Here is a 19,747-nt window from a genome sequence, read left to right as displayed (position 1 = left end):
TTATCGCCCTTATCGCCCGCCACCGGCGGCCATTCGCGTCCAGCGCGGATCGGTGTGCCGGCCTTCGTACTCTGCATCGATCTCGTCCAGGATCTTCTGCGCCTTGTCCGGCTCCACCGCGGTCAGGATCGCATCGATCTTGGCCTCGATCCGGTCGTCGCCCTCCTTGGACTGGGGCGAGCCCACGTAGAGCAGGAACGCCATGCCCCCCACCTGCCACAGCAGCTGCAGGAACTCAGACTGCCAGTTCTCCAGCGTGTCGCGCGTCATCTGGACCAGGTAGCCCGAAACCTCCACCGGCGCGCCATGCTGCAACTGCTCGTTCACGTAGCTGAACCAGCCGAAGACCCAGTGGCCCGCCAGTGTCACCAGGAAGAAGCACAGCGTGACCCAGCCGTAGCCGTACTTCTTCCAGATGGAATGCGAATGCCCCGATGACATGGCCTGGCCGCCGCAGTGGGGCTACTTCTTGCCCAGGTGCTCGGCGACCGCCTGCGCCGAGACGCCCACCTGCGCCACAGCCTGGCGCAGGGCTTCTTCCGACACGTCGAAGCGCTGCGCCCAGTAGCGCACTTCATAGGGTTCGTCGAGGTTGATCCGGGTGCGGTCCTGCGCACCGGCTTGCTTCAGGTCGTCGGGCATGGTGTGTCTCCTCAGACTGCGGGTGGGTCGGTTTCGCGCGCGTAGTGGCGGTGCTTGCCCAGCGCAGCGATGAAGTCGGCCGTGGCGGTGGCGGCGCCAGCCGGGTCGCCCGCGCCAGCCCTGATCAGGCCCGGGTCCGCACTGCCGTCGGCCAGGGTGTCCGGAATTCCGGCTTGCGTCAGCAGGCTGCCGGCAGCGCCCAGGGCCAGGATGGTCTTGCAATGCCTGTAGCAATCCTTGATGAAGTCCATCGTGTGGCCGTCGGCGGCCAGGGCCTCGACCGCATCCACGCCATCCGGCAAGACCAGCGCGTCGAACAAAAAGCCGGGCGTGTTTTCCAGCGTCGCGTCTGCTTCGAGCTTCTGCCCGCCAGCCGCCACGCAGGTTCCCAGCCGCACGCCGACCAGGCGTGGCACCGCGCCCTGCTCCACCAGCGTGGTCACCACGGCGGCCAGGCTCTCGCCTTCAGCGCCGTCCGCCACCAGCACGGCCACCTTGCGCGTGCGGATGCTGCCGTCGCCCGGGCGCGCGGCAAGCGACAGCGCCGGCGAATGCCGCACCTCGGCCTCGACCGGCGAGGCCATGGCGAGCGGCAGCGCCTCGGGCAGCTGTTCCATGCCCAGCCCGTCTGCCACCTGCTGCGCCAGCTGCTCGGAGGCATTGCGCAGGCCGGCCACCATGCGCTGGCGCACCGCCGGCACCGTCACTTTGGACAGCTCGAAGCGGTAGGCCGCGGCAATGTGCGCCTGCTCCACCGCGGTCTGGCTTTCATAGAAGAGGCGCGCCTGCGTGTAGTGGTCGGCAAACTTCTCGGGCTTGATGCGCACCTTGTCGCTGCCCTCCTCGGCATCCAGCCGCGCACGCACGCTGGTGAAGCCCTGCGCGGCGCCGGCCTGGAAGGGGCAGCCGCCGCCCAGCGAGTTGGGCTCGTACGACACGCGGCCGCGTGCGATGGCCTGGCGGTGCATGCCGTCGCGCTGGTTGTTGTGCACCTGGGCCACCGGCGAGTTGATGGGTATCTCGTGGAAGTTGGGCCCGCCCAGGCGGCTGATCTGGGTGTCGACGTAGGAGTGGATGCGCCCGGCCAGGAGCGGGTCGTTGGTGAAGTCGATGCCCGGGATGATGTGGGCCGCGCAGAAGGCCACCTGCTCCGTTTCGGCGAAGAAGTTGTCGGGGTTGCGGTTGAGCACCAAGCGGCCCACCGGGCGCAGCGGCACCAGTTCTTCGGGCACGATCTTGGTCGAATCCAGCACGTCGAAGCTGAAACCCTCGGCCTGCTCGCGCGTGAAGATCTGCACGCCCAGCTCCCATTCGGGGTACTCGCCCGCGTCGATGGCCTCCCACAGGTCGCGGCGGTGGAAGTCCGGGTCGGGCCCGGCGATCTTCACCGCCTCGTCCCACACCAGCGAATGGGTGCCCAGCCGGGGCGACCAGTGGAATTTCACCAGGCAGTCCTCGCCGGCCTCGTTCACCAGCCGGAAGGTGTGCACGCCAAAGCCCTGCATCATGCGGAAGCTGCGCGGAATGGCGCGGTCGCTCATCAGCCACATCAGCATGTGGGTGGATTCGGGCATGAGGCTCACGAAGTCCCAGAAGGTGTCGTGCGCCGAAGCGGCCTGCGGCATGGCATGGTGCGGCTCGGGCTTGACGGCATGGACCAGGTCGGGAAACTTCATCGCGTCCTGGATGAAGAACACCGGCATGTTGTTGCCCACCAGGTCCCAGTTGCCCTCGTCGGTGTAGAACTTGACGGCAAAGCCGCGCACGTCGCGCGCCGTGTCCTTGGAGCCGCGCTCGCCGGCCACGGTGGAAAAGCGCACGAACACCGGCGTGACCTTGCCCGCTTCGCGAAACGGCGCCGCCTTGGTGTACTGCGTGAGCGGCTCGTAGCACTCGAAGAAGCCGTGCGCGCCCGAACCCCGGGCATGCACGATGCGCTCCGGGATGCGCTCGTGGTCGAAGTGCGTGATCTTCTCGCGCAGGATGAAGTCTTCCAGCAGCGCCGGCCCGCGTGCGCCGGCCTTCAGCGAGTGCTGGTTGTCCGCCAGGGGCACGCCCTGGTTGGTGGTCAGGCGCTGGCCGCCCGAGTCCACCCGCACACGGTCGAGCGTGCCGATGCTGGCGTTCACGCCCTCGTCGGCGAGCGATCCGGTCTTGTCCGAACCGTTCGCTTCCGAAGGCGTGCTGCCGGTGGGCAGTCGCGAGGGCGGCTGCACGGTGGCGCCAGGCGGCGTGCGGTCCGCATTGGCCTGGCCGTATTCGGCCGCCTTGGTCGGGTTGTGCGGCATGCCTGCGGCCGTCGCCTGCGTGTCGGCCGCTTTCTGGGCCGGTAGGTCACCGGCCGCCGCCACAGGCGGTGCCGGATGCGTGGGGCCGCTGTCGGTGTTGCGGGCCGCCGCGCGCGCGGCGGCGGCGTTCAGCGTCGGCGCGGCGGACGCCTTGTCCTTCTTCTTTGCCATGGTCAGGTCCGTTGGCGGGCGAGGAACGAACCGGCGCTCAGCCGGCCATGGCGCCGGAATGCTCGGCCATCAGTTCTTCCTTGCGGGTCAGCAGTTGCTCGCGCATCTCCATCAGGTCCACCTTCGAGGCGCGGGCCTTGGGGAAGATTTCGCCGCGCTCTTCCTTGACGTGGTGGTCGATGTATTCGCCCAGCACCGTGACCAGCGCGTCGAACTTCTCGTCGACTTCGCCGGCCTCCTGGATCTGCGCGATCAGGTCCTTGGCGGTGGCATGCTCCACCTCCGCTTCGTCCAGCAGGTCGCTTTCCTTGAATGCGGCGCGCAGGGCCGGATAGAAGATCTCTTCCTCCAGCTGCGCATGCACGGTCAGCTCCATGCAGATTTCCATCGCGAGTTCGCGCCGGTCCTGGGTACTTCGCGAACCTGCCAGTTCCGCGTACTGGTTGAACAGCTTCTTGACCTTGCGGTGATCGGAATCGAGCAGGGTGCAGGCATCGGCTTCGGAGCGCTTGGTGGTGGGCATCGTGGTTTCTCCAGGTGGGCTGTGATGGGAAACGGAGCCTCCGAGGACGCTAGAGCTGCGGCCCCGGGGCACAGGCACATGATGGGATGCGAGCTGTGCCCGATGCGTCAGGCGTGCTCAGCACTGCCTGTAGGAAACGAGCCGCAGCAGGATGCTGACGCGCACGCGCAATTCCGCGCCCGCGCGCGCCCCCGCGGCGAGCGCGGCAAACGGCGTGCCCGCCCCTAGCCCGAGGACACTTCGCCGTGCAGCTTCATGATGAGCGAGCGCAGCCACTCGATGCCCGGGTCGCGGTGGTAGCGGCTGTGCCAGAACAGGCTGATGGCGATCTCCGGCAGGCGCGCCGGATGCCGCACGAAGGTGAGGCCGAAGGGCTTCTCCAGCGCCTGCGCAAGACGCTCCGGCACGGTGGCAACCAGGTCCGAACCGCTCAGGATATGGCCCACCGCCACGTAGTGCGGCACCGTCAGCACCACCTTGCGCACGACCTTGCGGCGGCGCAGCATCTCGTCGGCCCGGCCGTGGCCGGTGCCCTCGGCCACCACGACCACGTGCTCGGCGGCGGAGAACTCGCGCAGCGTCATCTCCTTCTTCCTGCGGTCCAGCGGATGGCCGCGCCTGAACATGCACACGTAGTGCTGCTTGAAGAGCTGCCGCTGGAAGTAGCCGGCCTTGAGCTGCGGCAGCAGGCCCAGCGCCAGGTCGACATGCCCCGCCGCCATCTCGTCCTGCAGGTTCACCGCCGCGTTGCGCACGGTGCTGAGCGACACGCCGGGCGCCACCTTCGCCAGCTCCTTCATCAGCCCGGGCAGGAAATAGATCTCGCCGATGTCGGTCATGCCCACGGTGAAGGCGCGCCTGGACGTGGCGGGATCGAAGCTCGCCTTCTGGTTGAGCGCCTCATGAATCACCTGCAGCGCCCGCGCCGTGGGCTCGGCCAGTTGCTGCGCAAAAGGCGTGGGCTGCATGCCGGTGGGCGTGCGCAGGAACAGCGCGTCGTCGGTGAGCTTGCGCAGCCGCGCCAGCGCGTTGCTCACGCCCGGCTGCGACAGGCCCAGGTTGGCCGCCACGGTGGAGACGCGCCGGTCGACCAGCAGTTGCTGGAAGACCACCAGCAGGTTTAGGTCGATGTCCTTGAGTTCCATGCGCGCCCCACATTGCTCAAATCAATATTACGTATTGCACACATTCTATTGATCGATAACGGCCGGGCGCCCATGATCGCGGCAGCGACATGCGCGCCGCTCCCACGCCGGCGCAGGAGACAACAAACATGAACGACCCGAGAGCGGTCTTTCCCCAAGCCATCCGCTGGGAAAGCCAGGGCACCAGCCGCATTCCCTTCATGGCCTACACCGAGGCCGAGCAGCACAAGCGAGAGCTGGAGCGCTTTTTCTACAAAGGCCACTGGTGCTACGTCGGCCTGGAGGCCGAAGTGCCCCACCCTGGCGACTTCAAGCGCACCGTGGTCGGCGAGCGCTCCGTCATCATGGTGCGCGACGCCGAAGGCGAGATCCGCGTGGTGGAGAACGTGTGCGCGCACCGCGGCATGCAGTTCTGCCGTGAACGCCACGGCAACAGGAAGGATGGCGGCTTCACCTGCCCCTATCACCAGTGGAACTACACCCTCAAGGGCGAACTGCAGGGCGTGCCCTTCCGGCGCGGCGTCAAGCAGGACGGCAAGGTCAACGGCGGCATGCCGGCGGACTTCAAGCCGGCGGAGCACGGCCTCACGCAGCTGAAGGTGGCCACGCGCGGCGGCGTGGTGTTCGCGTCGTTCGACCACGATGTGGAGCCCTTCGAGGACTTCCTGGGCCCCGACATTCTTCGCTACTTCGATCGGCTCTTCAACGGCCGCAAGCTCACCATCCTGGGCTACAGCCGCCAGCGCATTCCGGGCAACTGGAAGCTCATGCAGGAGAACATCAAGGACCCGTACCATCCCGGCCTGCTGCACACCTGGTTCGTCACCTTCGGGCTCTGGCGCGCCGACAACAAGTCGGAGCTGAAGATGGATGCGCGCGGGCGCCACGCCGCCATGATCTCCACGCGCGGCAGCGCCGGCAAGGCCGAGCAGGTGACGCAGGTGTCCAGCTTCAAGGAGAGCATGCAGCTGAAGGACCCGCGCTTCCTCGACATCGCGCCCGAGCCCTGGTGGGGCGGGCCGACGGCGGTGATGATGACGCTGTTCCCCAGCCTCATCCTGCAGCAGCAGGTCAACAGCGTGTCCACGCGCCACATCCAGCCCGCGGGACACGACGCCTTCGACTTCGTCTGGACGCACTTCGGCTTCGAGGACGACACCGAGGAGATGACGCAGCGCCGCCTGCGCCAGGCCAACCTGTTCGGCCCGGCCGGCTTCGTCTCGGCCGACGACGGCGAGGTGATCGAGTTCTCGCAGGAAGGCTTCGAGCAGAAGCCCTTCCACCGCACGCTGGCCGAGCTCGGCGGGCGCGAGGTGGAGAACACCGACCACATGGTGACCGAGACCCTGATCCGCGGCATGTACCGCTACTGGCGCGAGGTGATGGAAGCATGACCACCCTCGACCCCGCCGCCTACCTGGCGCTGTCGCGCCTGTACGCGGCCTATGCCCATGCCGTCGATTCCGGCAACTGGGACCTGTGGCCCACCTTCTTCATCGAGGCGTGCAGCTACCGCCTGCAGCCGCGCGAGAACCATGAGCGCGGCCTGCCGCTGGCCACGCTCTCGTTCGAGAGCCGCGGCATGCTGGAAGACCGCGTCTACGGTATCAAGGAAACGCTGTTCCACGACCCGTACTACCAGCGCCACGTGGTCGGCCTGCCGCTGGTGCACCGTGTCGACGAGGGCGGCACGATCCACAGCGAAGCCAACTATGCGGTGTTCCGCACCAAGCTCGACGGGCCGTCGACCGTGTTCAATGTCGGCCGCTACATCGACCAGGTCGTGCCGACGTCCGAAGGGCTCAAGTTCGCGTCGCGCCTGTGCGTGTTCGACAGCGAAATGATCCCGAATTCCATCATCTATCCCATCTGAGAAAGCGCCTGATGAGCGAAGAAGCAGCGCAATGGACCGATGCCGCGTCGGTCGACGAAGTACCGGCCAACGACGTCGTCGGGATGATGGTCGGTGGCCACGACATCGCCCTGTACAAGGTCGACGGCGAAGTCTTCGCCACCAGCAACATCTGCACTCACGGCGACGGCCGGCTGTGCGAGGGCTTTCTGGAAGGCCACGAAATCGAATGCCCGCTGCACCAGGGCAAGTTCGACGTCCGCAGCGGCCGAGCCACCTACGACCCGGCAATCGAGCCAGTGCGCGCCTATCCGGTGAAGATCGAGGGCGGTCGCGTCTTCCTTTCGCTGGTCGAGCAGTAGATTCCCGAGGCCCGGCCCCGGGGCGCTGCCCTCAGATCGGCGCGTAGCTGCCGGTGCCGCCCGGCCAGCGCGTCAGCACCTCGTAGCCGTCGGGCGTCACGGCCACCATGTGTTCCCACTGGGCGGACAGCGACCTGTCCCTGGTCACCACCGTCCATCCGTCGGCCAGTTGCCGCGTGTCCCGCTTGCCCGCATTGAGCATGGGCTCGATGGTGAACACCATGCCCGGCTCCAGCCGCAGGCCTTCTCCGCGCCGCCCGTAGTGCAGCACGTCGGGCGCCTCGTGGTAGGCCCGGCCGATGCCGTGGCCGCAGTATTCGCGCACCACGCTGAAATGCTCCCGGTGCGCCACCGACTGGATGGCATGGCCGATGTCGCCCAGCGTCGCGCCGGGCCGCACCTCGCGGATGCCGGCCAGCATCGCTTCGTAGGTCGTCTCCACCAGGCGCCGCGCCAGGGGGCCGGGGGCGCCGACGAAGTACATGCGGCTGGTGTCGCCATGCCAGCCGCCATGGATGACGGCCACGTCGATGTTGACGATGTCGCCTTCCTTCAGGATCTTGCCCGGCGCCGGAATGCCGTGGCACACCACCTCGTTGACCGAGGTGAGGATGGTCTTGGGATAGCCCAGGTACCCCACGTTGGCCGGCGTGGCGCCCTGCACGTTCACGATGTGCTCGTGGCAGATGCGGTCGAGTTCTTCGGTGCTCACGCCGGGTACGACATGCGGCTCGATCATGGCCAGCACCTGCGCGGCCAGCTGGCCCGCACGCCGCGCCATGTCGATGTCCTGGGCGGACTTGATGACGATGCGGCGCGTCATGGGCGCGGCTTTCCGGCGGCCGGGCGTGATCGGGGCTTGCCGGGCGGTGGATCGGCCACGGCGGCGGCGATGTCCAGCCCGCCCGCGAGTTCGGCCCGCACCAGCATCTGGCAGATCTCGCGGTGGTCCAGGCCCGGGTTCATCTCGGTCAGCATGCCCACCCGCATCCAGTGCTCGGCCTGGGCGTTGATGGAACGGCTCAATGCATTGCCCGCCACGCGCAGGTTCTCATGCATCTGGTCCGAAATCTTTACGATGCCCATTTCCGTCCTCTATATGTCACATATACGAATTGTATGTGTTTCGCATATTGAGGTTGCACCCCCTACGCGACTTGCCCGCCCTGCAGGCCTGCGCCGAGCTGCCGTAGCGGAAAAAAAGAAACCCGCCGAAGCGGGTCCAACGACAGTTCCTAGGGGATGGAGGGGGAGAGGAGAAGAGCGGAACTGCCGAGACCCAACTTTGCTGGCGCTGCCTTAATCGAGCCTTAATCAATTAAGGCTCAACCGGCAGCCGACCGTCTGGTCGGCACGGAATTCGAGACGCCGCGCTCCGCGTCCTCCCCAATGCCGCGCGGCACGGCCCGTGCCCACAATCGCCCTTGGCGGACGAGAGAGAACAAGGGCAGAAGAGCGAGACATGGGCCAGCACAACTACCTGCATCTATGGGATGACAGGTTCCTCTATCTCACCCCCGAGATCCATTCGGGCCTGACGGCGCGCTCGTCGGCGACGCTGCTGGTCTCGCCCCCCGGCCGCCCCTTCCGGCTCGAGGCGCTGGACGGCACCCGCGTGCGCTGCGAGGCGGCGCTGGTGGCGCCGCATGTGCCGCGCCGCCTGGATGTGGACGACGGCGGGGGCCTGCTCTCGCTCAACCTCGATCCCGCCTCGGCCGCCTACCGCATGCTGGCGCGGCGGGACAGCGGCCAGGGCATCCAGGTGCTGCACGGGCGCTGCTTCGGCCGGAAGCTGCGCGAAAGCTTCGAGCCAGCCTTGGACGGCGCCCTCACCGCGCGCCAGCTGCGCAGCCTGAGCGCCGGGCTGATCGAGGCCGCGGCCGGCAGCCCCGAGCAGGGCGGCACCGCCCTCGACCCGCGGGTCGCCCGGGTGCTGCGCATGATCCGCGACAGCGCCGAGCCGCAATCGCTGGCGCGGCTCTCGGCGCTGGCCTGCCTCTCGCCCGACCGCCTGAGCCACCTGTTCGCGCAGCAGGTGGGCCTGTCGATCAAGCGCTATGCGCTGTGGACCAAGGTGCGGCGATCGGTCGAGCAGTTCGGCAGCGGGCGCCGGCTGACCGACGCGGCGCTGGACAGCGGCTTTGCCGACGCGGCCCACATGAGCCGCACCTTCCAGAGCTACTTCGGGCTGCCGCCCTCCTTCCTGGCCAGCCAGGTCTCGGTGCTCACCGACCCGCAGGGCACCTACGCAACCGTTGCCGCATAGCGTCTGCGTACAAGCCAGCGCCGCGCGCGCTGCCTATGCTGCACACGGCTGCGCCAAGACAGCCCGTTCGTTCGTGCAAATCCATTGGAGACTTCATGCGACTTTCCCTCGTTCGCGGCCCGGTGCCGCTGTCCGCGCTGGCGCTTGCCGCCGCGGTTCTCGTCACAGCCTGCGGCGGTGGTAGCAGCGGCAACGGCAGCCAAGGCGGTGGCGGTTCCGGCACACCCGATCCGCAGCTGAGCTACAAGGCCGACATCCGCCGCACCGGCATGGGCGTGCCGCACATCAAGGCCGACAACTGGGGCGGCGCGGGCTACGGCTACGGCTATGCGCAGGCGCAGGACGACCTGTGCACCATGGCCAACTCCTTCCTCACCTACCGGGGCGAGCGCTCGCTGCATTTCGGCGGCGATGCGCAGATTCCGTTCTCCAGCACCATCGGCCGCCCGAAGAACATCGACTCCGACTTCTTCCACCGCCACGTGCTCAACGACGAGGTCGTCAAGAAAATGATCGCGGCGCAGACCGACACCACGCGCGAACTGGTGGCCGGCTTCGCGGCCGGCTACAACCGCTACGTGCGCGAGATCAGGGCCGGCGGCGACGCGGGCGCGCATGCGGCCTGCCGCACCGAAGCCTGGGTGGCGCCGGTGACCAGCGACGACATCTTCCGCCGCATGTACGCCGCCAACTTCGCCGGCGGCTACAGCAACTTCCTGGCCAACATCGCCAATGCCGCCGCGCCGGCCGCGGCCTCGCCCAGCGTGGCCAGCCTGCGCCGCCAACGCGCGCAGCAGGCCGACACGCAACTGGCCAGCGCGCAGCTGCAGCTGCCTGAGTTCCAGGTGGGCGGCCATGAAGGCGTGGGCAGCAACATGTTCGGCTTCGGCACCGCCGCCACCGGCGACGGCAGCCCGCTGCTGTTCGGGAACCCGCACTGGTACTGGCGCGGGCCCGACCGCTTCTACCAGGCGCAGCTGACCATTCCGGGCCAGCTCAACGTCAGCGGCACCTCGTTCCTGGGCATTCCGGTGATCCTCATCGGCTTCAACGACAACGTGGCCTGGAGCCACACGGTGTCGACCGCGCGCCGCTTCGGCTTCTTCCAGCTCACGCTGGCCTCGGGCGATCCGACCAGCTACATGGTCGACGGCCAGACCGTGAAGATGAAGCCGCGCAGCATCACCGTGCAGGTGAAGCAGGCCGGCGGCGGCCTCTCACCGGTCACGCGCACGCTGTACGAATCGCAGTACGGGCCCATGGTGAACCTGGGGCTTCTCAACCCCGCGCTGGCGTGGAGCCAGACCACCGCCTTCGCCATCCGCGACATCAACGGCGACAACTTCCGCCTGTTCCGCAACTGGCAGCGCTGGAACCAGGCCAAGTCGCTGGACGAATTCATTGCCATCCAGCGCCAGGAAGCGGCCATTCCGTGGGTCAACACCGTGGCGGTGGGCCGCGGCAGCACGCAGGCCTGGTATGCCGACATCGGTGCCATTCCCAACGCGCCGGGCAGCAGCTGCAACTCGCCCTACGCCGCCGCGCTGGGCGCCGCGCTGCCGCGCGTGCCGGTGCTCGACGGATCGAAGAGCGCCTGCGACTGGCAAAGCGATGCCGACTCGGTGCAAAAGGGCGCCATCGGCCCCTCGCGCCTGCCCAGCCTCATGCGCGACGACTACGTGGCCAACATGAACGACAGCTACTGGCTGTCCAACCCCGCGCAACCGCTCACCGGCTTCCCGGCCATCCTGGGTCCGGCCGGGACAGAGGCGGTGAGCTACCGCACCCGCCTGGGCAACCTGCTGGCCCAGGGCCGGCTGGCCGGCACCGACGGCTACGGCGGCAAGTTCGCCACCAGCGATGCGGTGCGCAGGATGGTGCTCAACAGCCGCGTGCTCACGGCCGAGCTGTTCAAGGACGATGTGCTGGACATGGTGTGCACCGCCGGCCCGATCGCGGTGTCTGGCCAGTCGGTCGATCCGGCGGCGGCCTGCGCCATCCTGCGCGCCTGGGACAACACCGGTGTGCGCAGCGCGCGCGGCGCGCACCTGTGGGACGAGTTCTGGACGCTCGCCACCAAGACGCCCAACCTCTACGCCGTGCCCTTCGACGCCGCCGACCCGGTCAACACCCCGCGCGATCTCAAGACCGACGGCAGCATCACCACCGCCGTCCGCGAAGCCTTCGGCGCCGCGGTGCTGGCGGTGCAGGCCAGCGGCTATTCGCTGGACGCGCAGCGCGGCGAGACCCTGTACGCCACCCGCAGCGGCCAGAAGATCCCGCTGTACGGCGGCTGCGGCGGCCCGGGCTACTTCACCATCGCCTGCTCGGACAAGAAGCTCGGCCAGGGCGGCTACAGCATGGACAACGACCCCAACGGCAACAGCTACATGCAGGTGGTGCGCTTTCCTGAGGGCGGTGTGGAAGCCCACACCTTCCTGACCTTCTCGCTGTCCGACGATCCGGCCTCGGCGCACAACGCCGACTACACCCGCGCCTACAGCGAAGGACAGTGGCACAAGGTGCCGTTCTCCGAAGCGGAGATCGCCGGCGATCCGGCGCTGAAGCTGACGCGCATCAGCGAATAAGGCGAAAGGCCGGCCGGTGCGGCACCGGCCGGCCTTTCCGCCATTGACGGATCAGAGAAGGATCAGAGCTTCTCGACGATGGTCACGTTGGCCATGCCCCCGCCTTCGCACATCGTCTGAAGTCCGTAGCGCGCGCCGCGCTGATGCAGCGCGTTCACCAGCGTCGTCATCAGCTTGGTGCCCGAGGCCCCCAGCGGATGGCCCAGGGCAATGGCGCCGCCGTTCACGTTCAGCCGCGCCGGATCGGCGCCCAGCGTCTGCAGCCAGGCGATCGGCACCGGCGCAAAGGCCTCGTTCACCTCGTACAGGTCGATGTCCTCGATCTTCATGCCGGCACGCTGAAGGGCCCGCTGCGTGGCCGGCAGCGGTGCCTCCAGCATGATGACCGGGTCGTGCCCCATCACGCTCATGTGGTGGATGCGCGCGAGCGGCTTCACGCCCAGGGTCTTGAGGCCGCGCTCGTTGACCACCATCACGCCGCTGGCGCCGTCGCAGATCTGGCTGGCGGTGGCCGCGGTGCAGCGGCCGCCCTCGGCAATGAGCTTGACGGCGGCAATGCTCTCCAGCGTGGCGTCGAAGCGGATGCCTTCGTCCACCGTGTGCTGCTCGCCGGTCTCGGTGCCGTCGGCCATGCGCACCGCCACCGGCACGATCTCGCCGGCGAAGCGGCCGGCCCGGGTCGCCTCGATGGCGCGGCGGTGGCTTTCGAGCGCGTAGCGGTCCAGCGCGTCCTTCTCGATCCCGTAGTTGCGCGCGATCATCTCGGCGCCGGTGAACTGGCTGAACTCCACGCCTGGGTAGCGCCGCGCCATCTGCGGGCTCACGTAGAAGCCCAGGTTGTTCTTCAGCGGCAGCGTGGTGGGCAGGCCCATGGGCACGCGGGTCATGCTCTCGACGCCGGCGGCGATGACGATGTCCATGGTGCCCGACATCACCGCCTGCGCCGCGAAGTGCAGCGCCTGCTGCGAGGAGCCGCACTGCCGGTCCACCGAGGTGGCCGGCACCGACTCGGGCAGCTTGCTGGCCAGCACCGCGTTGCGCGCCACGTTGGCCGCCTGCTCGCCGGCCTGGCCGACGCAGCCCATGATCACGTCTTCCACCAGCGCGGGGTCGGCATCGGTGCGCTGCACCAGCGCGTCGAGCACCTGGGCGGCAAGGTCGGCCGGGTGCCAGCCCGCGAGGCGGCCGTTGCGGCGGCCTCCGGCGGTGCGGGCGGCGGCGACGATAAAGGCTTCGGACATGAGGGTTCTCCGGTGGATGGTTGGGTTTCAGCGGGGCGCCATGCGGATCGCACCGTCCAGGCGCACGCTCTCGCCGTTGAAGTAGCCGTTGGTGATCATCAGCTCGGCCAGCTGTGCGTATTCATCGGGTTTGCCCAGGCGCTTCGGAAAGGGCACCGAGGCCGCCAGCGCGGCCTTGACGTTGTCCGGCGCGGCCTGCAGCAGCGGCGTGTTGAAGATGCCCGGCAGGATGGTGTTGACGCGGATGCCCTCGCTCATCAGGTCGCGCGCAATGGGCAGCGTCATGCCCAGCACGCCGGCCTTGCTGGCGCTGTAGGCGGCCTGCCCCATCTGCCCGTCCTGCGCGGCCACCGAGGCGGTGTTGACGATGGCGCCGCGCTCGCCGTCTTCCAGCGCGTCGAGCGTGAGCATGCCCGCGGCCGACTTGGCAATGCAGCGGAAGGTGCCCACCAGGTTGATCTGGATGATGCGGTCGAAGTTGGCCAGCGGAAAGTGCTTGATCTCGCCGGTGGTCTTGTCGCGCCCCGCCGTCTTCACCGCGTTGCCGGTGCCTGCGCAATTGACCAGCACGCGCTCCTGCCCGTGCGCGGCGCGGGCCTTGGCAAAGGCCGCGTCCACCTGCTCTTCCGAGGTGACGTCGACCTGGCAGAACACGCCGCCCAGCTCGCGCGCCAGGGCCTCGCCCTGCTGCGCATTGAGGTCGAACAGCGCGACCTTGAGGCCGTGGCCGGCCAGGCGGCGCGCGGTGGCGGCACCCAGGCCCGAGGCGCCGCCGGTGACGACGGCGGCAATGGTGGAATCGAGTTGCATCGCGTGTGCTTCCTGTTGCCGTTAATTTGTGCAGCTGCAGTTTAGGCAGCAGAATCCATCGCCGGAATCGTCGGAAGCGACGGGATTTCCAGCCAGAGAAGAACCACGCCGTTGCCCGCTCCAGCCCCCGTGCTCACGCCCGCCCGCATTCCCGAAGCCAAGCTCAACCCGCCGGTGTTCATGGCCACCCAGGTGCTTCGCGGCGCCATCCGGGACAAGGTGAGCGGCTCGGCCGTCAAGCTGGTGCTGGTGCGTGCCCCGGCCGGCTTCGGCAAGACCACCGCCATGGCGCAGATCCGCGAGCACATGGATGCGCAGGGCCTGGCCACCGCATGGCTCACGCTCGACCGGGCCGACAACGACGTCTCGCGCTTTCTGGGTGGCCTGGCCGAGGCGGTGCAGCGGCTGGGCATCGAGGCGCCGGCGGGGCCCGCGCCCTTCGACGCGGTGGCTGCCCTGGCGGCCTGCGACTCGCCCTTCGCGCTGTTCCTCGACGATTTCGAGGTGGTGCAGGAACCCGCCGTGCTCGGCCTGGTGCGCGAGCTGGTCGACTACCTGCCGCGCGGCGGCCAGATCGTCCTGGGCTCGCGCAGCCTGCCCGACCTGGGCCTGGGGCGCTTGCGTGCGCGCGGCCAGCTGATCGAGATCGACACCGACCGGCTGCGCTTCTCGCTGGAGGAAACGCGCGACTTCTTCAACCTGCGCCAGGCCCATGCCACCGGCGCTGCAGCTTCGGAGCCTGCGCAGCAGCAAGCACTGAATGCCGACCTGCTGTCGCGCCTGCACCGCAAGACCGAAGGGTGGCCTGCCGCGCTGTGGCTGGCCTCGCTCGCGCTGGAGCGCCACGGCACCGCCACCGGCTTCATCGAGCGCTTCTCGGGGTCGGACCGCGCCGTGGCCGACTACCTGGCCGAGGACGTGCTGGCGAACCAGCCGAAGGAGGTGCGCGACTTCCTGCTGCGCACCAGCATCCTGCGCCAGCTCGACGCGTCGGTGTGCCAGGCCCTGAACCCGCGCGGCGACAGCGCGGCCATCCTGGAGCGGCTGGCCGCCGCCAACCTGTTCCTCACGCCGGTGCGCGGCGACACGGGCAACCAGCAAGAAGGCGCCTGGCGCTACCACAGCCTGTTCGCCGACTTCCTGCGAGCGCAGCTTGCACGCGAGCAGCCGGAAGAGCTCGCGCGGCTGCACCTGGCCGCCTCGGGCTGGTACGAATCGCACGGCCGGCCGGTGCCCGCCATCGACCATGCCATCGAGGGCGGCGACCATCCGCATGCGTTGGCGCTGCTCGAACGGTACGCGGAGCAGTTCCTCGAACAGGGCCGCATGCGCATGCTGGCGCGCTGGTTCGCTGCCATTGCGCAACCGCTGCTGCGCGAGCGCCCGGTGCTGCAGCTCATCGCGCTGTGGGCCGTCTGCTTCACGCACGGCCCTTGGGACGCCATGCGCCTGCTGCAGGAATCGGGCTGCCTTGACAGCCCCGTGCCGCAGGTGCAGAGCAACGCCCATACATTGATCCCGCTGCTGCTGGCCATGCAGGACAAGCACGACGAGGCTTACGAGGCCGGCCGCGCGAGCCTGGCCCGACTGCCCACTGGCCTGGCCTTTGCCGAGGTGGTGCTGCTCAACGTGATGGCCCACATCCTCGCGGTGCGCGGCGACCCGTGCGAGGCGCAGCGCCTGCTGGAGGCGGCGCGGCGCGAGCAGGGCAACAGCACCTTCAACCGCATGTACACCGAGTCGCTCGCGGGTTTGTTCGACCTGCACGAAGGCCGGCTGCGGCAGGCCACGGCGCGGCTGCGCATGGCGGTGGATTCCACCCACGCCGTCACCTACAACCACAGCCATGGCAACGCCTGGGCTGGCGTGCTGTATGCCGGCGCGGTGTACGAGACCCACCAGCTGCCGCAGGCCGAGCACCTGCTGAACGTCTACCTGCCGCTGGCGCGCGACGTGGGCTTACCCGACCACATGATCCAGAGCCACGTCATGCGCTCGCGCATCGCCTTCCACGCGGGCGACATCGACGCTGCCTTCCAGGCGCTGCTCGAGCTCGAATACGTAGGCCACCAGCGGCAGCTGCCGCGCGTGGTGTCCGCCGCCAAGCTGGAGCGCTCGCGCATGCTGCTGCTGCAGGGCAACGGCCCGGCCTCGCGCGACGAGCTGCAGCGCGCCGACGACCCGCAGCTGTGGGAGCGCGAGCGCCGACAGCAGCTGCCCGCGCACGACCTGGACTACTTCGCGCTGGCCAAGGCGCGCTGGGAGATCGCCTTCGGCGATGCGAAGGCGGCCCTGGACATCGTCGATGCCGAGCTGCGTGCAGCGCTGGCCTCCAACCGCAACCGCCGCGCGCTCAAGCTGCGCGTGCTGCGCGCGCTGGCGCTGCAGCGCGCGGGGCAGGCGCAGGCCGCGCTGGACGAGATCGGCACCGTGCTGCAGGCCGCGAGCCAGGAGGGCTTTGTGCGGCTGATACTCGACGAAGGGCCGGCAGCGGGTGCGCTGGTGCATCGCTATGCGAGCGCTGCGCAAGCGCACGAAGGCAGCAGCGCCGCCGGTGCGCCGCGCAGCGACCCGATACTGGCCGACTACCTGCAGCGCCTGCTGCAGATCATCGGGCCGGTGGCCCTGCCGGCCGAGGCCGAGGCGGCGTATGAGGGCAATGCAGATGCGGAGCCGCTCACCCGCAAGGAAATCCGCGTGCTGCAGCTGCTGGCCGAGGGCTACTCGAACAGCGCCATGGCCGAGAAGCTGTTCGTGTCCGACAGCACGGTGCGCACCCATCTGCGCAACATCAACCTGAAGCTGGATGCGAAGAGCCGCACGCAAGCCGTGGCGATTGCCCGCAGGCTGGGGGTGATTCGCTAGTACCAGCCGCAGTGGAAATGCCGGAGATGCACCGATATCGGCTATTGCGGTATTTTCAGATTTACCCGTATACCCGGTAGTTTGAGTTTTATCGGCTATTGCGGTAAATTTCAATTTACCTGTTGAACCGGTGAATTCGATGGAACATGTGCTTGCCTCCTCCAGCCAGCTCGGCCTCGTCCTGAAGGCGGCCCGCAAGCGCGCGCGCTTGTCGCAAGGCGCGCTGGCTGCCCGCATCGGCATCAGCCAGAGCCGCATGTCCGAGCTCGAACTCCATCCCGGCGCCATCAGCCTGGACCAGCTGCTGGCCATTGCAGGCGTGCTGGGGCTCGAACTGGCCATAGGCAACAAGCCGTCCAGCGCCAACGCTTCGGTTTATCACGTGGCGGAGCCGAGCCGCGGCGCAGGTGGCAAGAAGACGCTGGAGTGGTAGCCGTGGGGCGCAGGTCGACGTCTCGTGCGCTTTCCATCTGGGCCAACGGCGAGCGGGTCGGAACCTGGCGCGTCTCGGGCCAGGGACTGGACGAGCTTCACTACGACAAGGCGTGGCTGGCATCGGAAGCCGCACGTCCCTTGTCCCTGTCCCTACCGCTCCAAGCCGACATGCACCGCGGCGATGCCGTGGGCAACTATTTCGACAACCTGCTGCCCGACAGCAGGCCGATCCGCGACCGGCTCGCCCAGCGCTTTCGCACCGCATCCACGGGTGCGTTCGACCTGCTGCAAGCCATTGGCCGCGACTGCGTGGGCGCCATTCAGCTCCTGCCCGAGGACGCTGCCCCGGCAAGCATCGAGCGCATCGACGGCGAGGTGCTCGGCGAGGCCGGCGTGCAAAGGCTGCTGCTCGACACGGTCAGCCCGCGCGGGCAGGGAAGCGAGCCTGGCGAGGAACTGCGGATTTCCCTCGCCGGCGCGCAGGAAAAGACCGCGCTGCTGTGGCACGGCAACCAGTGGATGCGGCCGGTGGGCGCTACACCGACCACACACATCCTGAAGCTGCCGCTGGGCCTGGTGGGGCACCGCAGGGCAGACTTCAGCACCTCCGTCGAGAACGAATGGCTGTGCCTGAACGTTCTCCAAGAGTTCGGCATCGCCGTTCCCCGCACCGCCATTCTTCGCTTCGGCCAGCACAAGGCACTGGCGGTCGAGCGCTTCGACCGCCGGGTGCATTCGTCGGGCCGGTGGATCATGCGGCTGCCGCAGGAAGATTTCTGCCAGGTGCTGGGCCGGCCTTCGCACCTGAAGTACGAGTCTGACGGCGGACCCGGAATGATCGACCTGGCCACGATCCTGGCCCAGTCCATGGCCGCGCAGGAAGACCTGGCAACGCTGCTCAAAGTACAGCTCCTGTTCTGGATGCTCGGTGCGCCGGACGGGCATGCCAAGAACTTCAGCATCTTCCTGCTGGCCAGGAGCCGGTTCCGGCTCACGCCCATCTATGACGTGATGTCGATCTGGCCCGTAGAGGGCAACGGGCCCAACCAGTTCTCCCGCCACGACCTCAAGATGGCAATGGCCGTCTCCGGAAAGAACCGGCACTACAGGTTCAAGGACATCCAGCGGCGCCATTTCAACGCCATGGCCGTGGCCTGCCATGTGGCGGCAGATGCGGAGGCGCAGATCGCCGAAGTGTTGAAGGACACGCCGGGCGTCATCGAGCGCATCTCGGCCCGGCTGCCGGCCGGCTTTCCTGCGGTGGTGTCCGACCGCATCCTGGCCGGGCTGCAACGTTCCGCCCGGTCGCTGGACGCGATGCCTACATCGCCCGCGAAATCACTTCCTTCATGATCTCGTTGGTGCCGCCGAAGATGCGCTGCACCCGGCCGTCGGCATACATGCGCGCCACCATGTACTCGCTCATGAAGCCATAGCCGCCGAAGAGCTGCAGGCATTCGTCCACCACGCGGCCCTGGGTCTCGCTGCCCCACAGCTTGGCCATGGAGGCAGTGGCGGTGTCCAGCCGGCCGGCCACCAGTTCTTCCACGCAGCGGTCGATGAAGGCGCGGCCCACCTTGATCTGCGTGGCGATCTCGGCCAGCTTGAACTTCGTGTTCTGGAAATCTGCCACGGCCTGCCCGAAGGCCCGGCGCTCGCGCACGTAGTCGAGCGTGGCCTGGTAGGCGCCTTCCATGGTGGCCAGCGCGCTCACGCCGATGATCAGTCGCTCGTAGGGCAGGTCGCCCATCAGCTGGAAGAATCCCTGCCCTTCGCGCCCGCCCAGCAGCGCATCGGCCGGCACATGCACGTCGTCGAAGAAGAGCTCGGAAGTGTCCTGCGCCTTCATGCCGATCTTGTCCAGCACGCGGCCCACGCGGTAGCCCGCGCAGTTCCCGGTTTCGACGATGAGGATGGAGGTGCCCTTGGCGCCTTGCGCCGGGTCGGTCTTGCACACCACCAGCACCACGCCGGCCAGGAAGCCGTTGGTGATGAAGGTCTTGGAGCCATCGATGCGGTAGCTGCCGTCGGGCTGACGCACGGCGCGAGTGCGCACGGCCTGCAGGTCGGAGCCCGCGCCGGGCTCGGTCATGGCGATGGCGCCGACCAGTTCGCCGCGCGCCATGCGCGGCAGGTAGCGCTGCTTCTGCGCCTCGGTGCCGTGGTTGAGAAAGTAGTGCGCCACGATGGTGTGCACGGAGGTGGCCATGCCGCTGAGCGCGCGGCGCGCCATCTCCTCGTAGAACACGGCTTCGTGCCGGAAGTCGCCGCCGGCGCCGCCATAGGCCTCGGGAATGTCGGCGCACAGCAGGCCCAGCGCGCCCGCCTTGCGCCACACCTCGTGGCCGACATGGCCGCGCTTGCGCGCTTCCTCGTCGTGCGGCAGCACTTCCGTCTCGATGAAGCGCACCACGTTGTCGCGGTACAGCTCAAGGTCTTCGTCGCTCCAGGAGCGCCGGAAATCGATGGGCATGGTTGGGTCTCTCTCTTTCTCTTCAATCAGCCGGCGCGCTCGGCAACGCCCCAGCGCTGCAGCAGCGCCGCGCCGCCGCCCGGCAC

At 68.2% G+C, this 19,747-nt stretch carries 18 protein-coding genes; 8 read left to right on the top strand and 10 right to left on the bottom strand.

The genetic code is table 11. The annotated features are described in order from the left end of the window. Positions 1-9: 9 nt before the first annotated feature. From VSO01S_RS18200 to VSO01S_RS18180, 5 genes are all read right to left on the bottom strand, one after another. Complete coding sequence (locus VSO01S_RS18200; RefSeq protein WP_068644230.1) at positions 10-441, bottom strand: DUF6766 family protein; 432 nt, start codon at positions 439-441, stop codon at positions 10-12. Between the two features lie 21 nt (positions 442-462). Next, entirely contained in the window at positions 463-642 is a 180-nt protein-coding gene (locus VSO01S_RS18195) for a DUF3606 domain-containing protein (RefSeq protein ID WP_068644229.1), read from the bottom strand. Between the two features lie 11 nt (positions 643-653). Continuing rightward, positions 654-3,101 carry a catalase gene (locus VSO01S_RS18190; RefSeq protein ID WP_068644228.1) on the bottom strand — a complete coding sequence of 816 codons (2,448 nt, stop codon included), beginning with the start codon at positions 3,099-3,101 and terminating at the stop codon, positions 654-656. 37 nt (positions 3,102-3,138) lie between these two features. Further along, positions 3,139-3,624, bottom strand: coding sequence for a hemerythrin domain-containing protein (locus VSO01S_RS18185; protein WP_068644227.1), 486 nt, complete (start codon positions 3,622-3,624; stop codon positions 3,139-3,141). Between the two features lie 224 nt (positions 3,625-3,848). Beyond that, a complete protein-coding gene (locus VSO01S_RS18180; RefSeq protein WP_068644226.1) occupies positions 3,849-4,769 on the bottom strand; it encodes a LysR family transcriptional regulator in 921 nt (306 codons plus the stop codon). A gap of 128 nt (positions 4,770-4,897) precedes the next feature. On the opposite strand from VSO01S_RS18180, the gene VSO01S_RS18175 reads away from it, so the two are divergent. Genes VSO01S_RS18175 through VSO01S_RS18165 form a run of 3 tightly spaced genes read left to right on the top strand, consistent with a single transcriptional unit; the run spans position 4,898 to position 6,983 of the window. Then, positions 4,898-6,163, top strand: a complete 1,266-nt coding sequence (locus tag VSO01S_RS18175) for an aromatic ring-hydroxylating dioxygenase subunit alpha (RefSeq protein WP_068644225.1) — start codon at positions 4,898-4,900, stop codon at positions 6,161-6,163. Next, positions 6,160-6,642: an aromatic-ring-hydroxylating dioxygenase subunit beta gene (locus VSO01S_RS18170; protein WP_068644224.1), complete on the top strand. Its 483-nt coding sequence runs from the start codon at positions 6,160-6,162 to the stop codon at positions 6,640-6,642. Before VSO01S_RS18175 ends, VSO01S_RS18170 begins: the two co-directional genes overlap by 4 nt. 11 nt (positions 6,643-6,653) lie before the next feature. Further along, the gene (locus VSO01S_RS18165; protein WP_068644223.1) at positions 6,654-6,983 is read left to right on the top strand and encodes a non-heme iron oxygenase ferredoxin subunit; all 330 of its coding nucleotides are present in this window, start codon (positions 6,654-6,656) and stop codon (positions 6,981-6,983) included. 31 nt (positions 6,984-7,014) lie between these two features. Here VSO01S_RS18165 and map read toward each other — a convergent pair whose 3' ends face one another. Together map and VSO01S_RS18155 are read right to left on the bottom strand one after the other, a co-directional pair. Next, positions 7,015-7,806, bottom strand: a complete 792-nt coding sequence (gene map, locus VSO01S_RS18160) for a type I methionyl aminopeptidase (protein WP_068644222.1) — start codon at positions 7,804-7,806, stop codon at positions 7,015-7,017. Further along, a complete protein-coding gene (locus tag VSO01S_RS18155) occupies positions 7,803-8,069 on the bottom strand; it encodes a ParD-like family protein (RefSeq protein ID WP_068644221.1) in 267 nt (88 codons plus the stop codon). Before VSO01S_RS18155 ends, map begins: the two co-directional genes overlap by 4 nt. A 376-nt stretch (positions 8,070-8,445) precedes the next feature. Between VSO01S_RS18155 and VSO01S_RS18150 the strand changes: the two genes are divergently transcribed. Next, a complete protein-coding gene (locus VSO01S_RS18150) occupies positions 8,446-9,249 on the top strand; it encodes an AraC family transcriptional regulator (protein WP_068644220.1) in 804 nt (267 codons plus the stop codon). A gap of 95 nt (positions 9,250-9,344) precedes the next feature. Beyond that, positions 9,345-11,837 (top strand): penicillin acylase family protein, encoded by a 2,493-nt coding sequence (locus tag VSO01S_RS18145; RefSeq protein ID WP_068644219.1) that lies wholly within the window; start codon positions 9,345-9,347, stop codon positions 11,835-11,837. A 62-nt stretch (positions 11,838-11,899) separates the two neighbouring features. Here the strand turns inward: VSO01S_RS18145 and VSO01S_RS18140 are convergent, their stop codons facing one another. Further along, positions 11,900-13,078, bottom strand: a complete 1,179-nt coding sequence (locus VSO01S_RS18140) for an acetyl-CoA C-acetyltransferase (protein WP_068644218.1) — start codon at positions 13,076-13,078, stop codon at positions 11,900-11,902. Positions 13,079-13,105: 27 nt separating this feature from the next. Beyond that, positions 13,106-13,888 (bottom strand): SDR family NAD(P)-dependent oxidoreductase, encoded by a 783-nt coding sequence (locus VSO01S_RS18135; RefSeq protein ID WP_068644217.1) that lies wholly within the window; start codon positions 13,886-13,888, stop codon positions 13,106-13,108. Between the two features lie 111 nt (positions 13,889-13,999). Between VSO01S_RS18135 and VSO01S_RS18130 the strand changes: the two genes are divergently transcribed. From VSO01S_RS18130 to VSO01S_RS18120, 3 genes are all read left to right on the top strand, one after another. Then, positions 14,000-16,753 carry a winged helix-turn-helix domain-containing protein gene (locus tag VSO01S_RS18130; protein ID WP_068644216.1) on the top strand — a complete coding sequence of 918 codons (2,754 nt, stop codon included), beginning with the start codon at positions 14,000-14,002 and terminating at the stop codon, positions 16,751-16,753. A 139-nt stretch (positions 16,754-16,892) separates the two neighbouring features. Beyond that, positions 16,893-17,186, top strand: a complete 294-nt coding sequence (locus VSO01S_RS18125; protein ID WP_174544741.1) for a helix-turn-helix domain-containing protein — start codon at positions 16,893-16,895, stop codon at positions 17,184-17,186. A gap of 2 nt (positions 17,187-17,188) precedes the next feature. Further along, positions 17,189-18,541 (top strand): type II toxin-antitoxin system HipA family toxin, encoded by a 1,353-nt coding sequence (locus VSO01S_RS18120; RefSeq protein ID WP_068644215.1) that lies wholly within the window; start codon positions 17,189-17,191, stop codon positions 18,539-18,541. On the opposite strand, the gene VSO01S_RS18115 is transcribed toward VSO01S_RS18120, so the two are convergent. Next, entirely contained in the window at positions 18,510-19,661 is a 1,152-nt protein-coding gene (locus VSO01S_RS18115; RefSeq protein ID WP_068644214.1) for an acyl-CoA dehydrogenase family protein, read from the bottom strand. The two genes, VSO01S_RS18120 and VSO01S_RS18115, sit on opposite strands and share 32 nt — an antisense overlap. Between the last annotated feature and the right edge of the window lie 86 nt (positions 19,662-19,747).

Source organism: Variovorax soli NBRC 106424 (assembly GCF_001591385.1).
GTDB lineage: Bacteria > Pseudomonadota > Gammaproteobacteria > Burkholderiales > Burkholderiaceae_C > Variovorax > Variovorax soli.
This window is presented reverse-complemented; position numbering and strand designations above follow the sequence as displayed.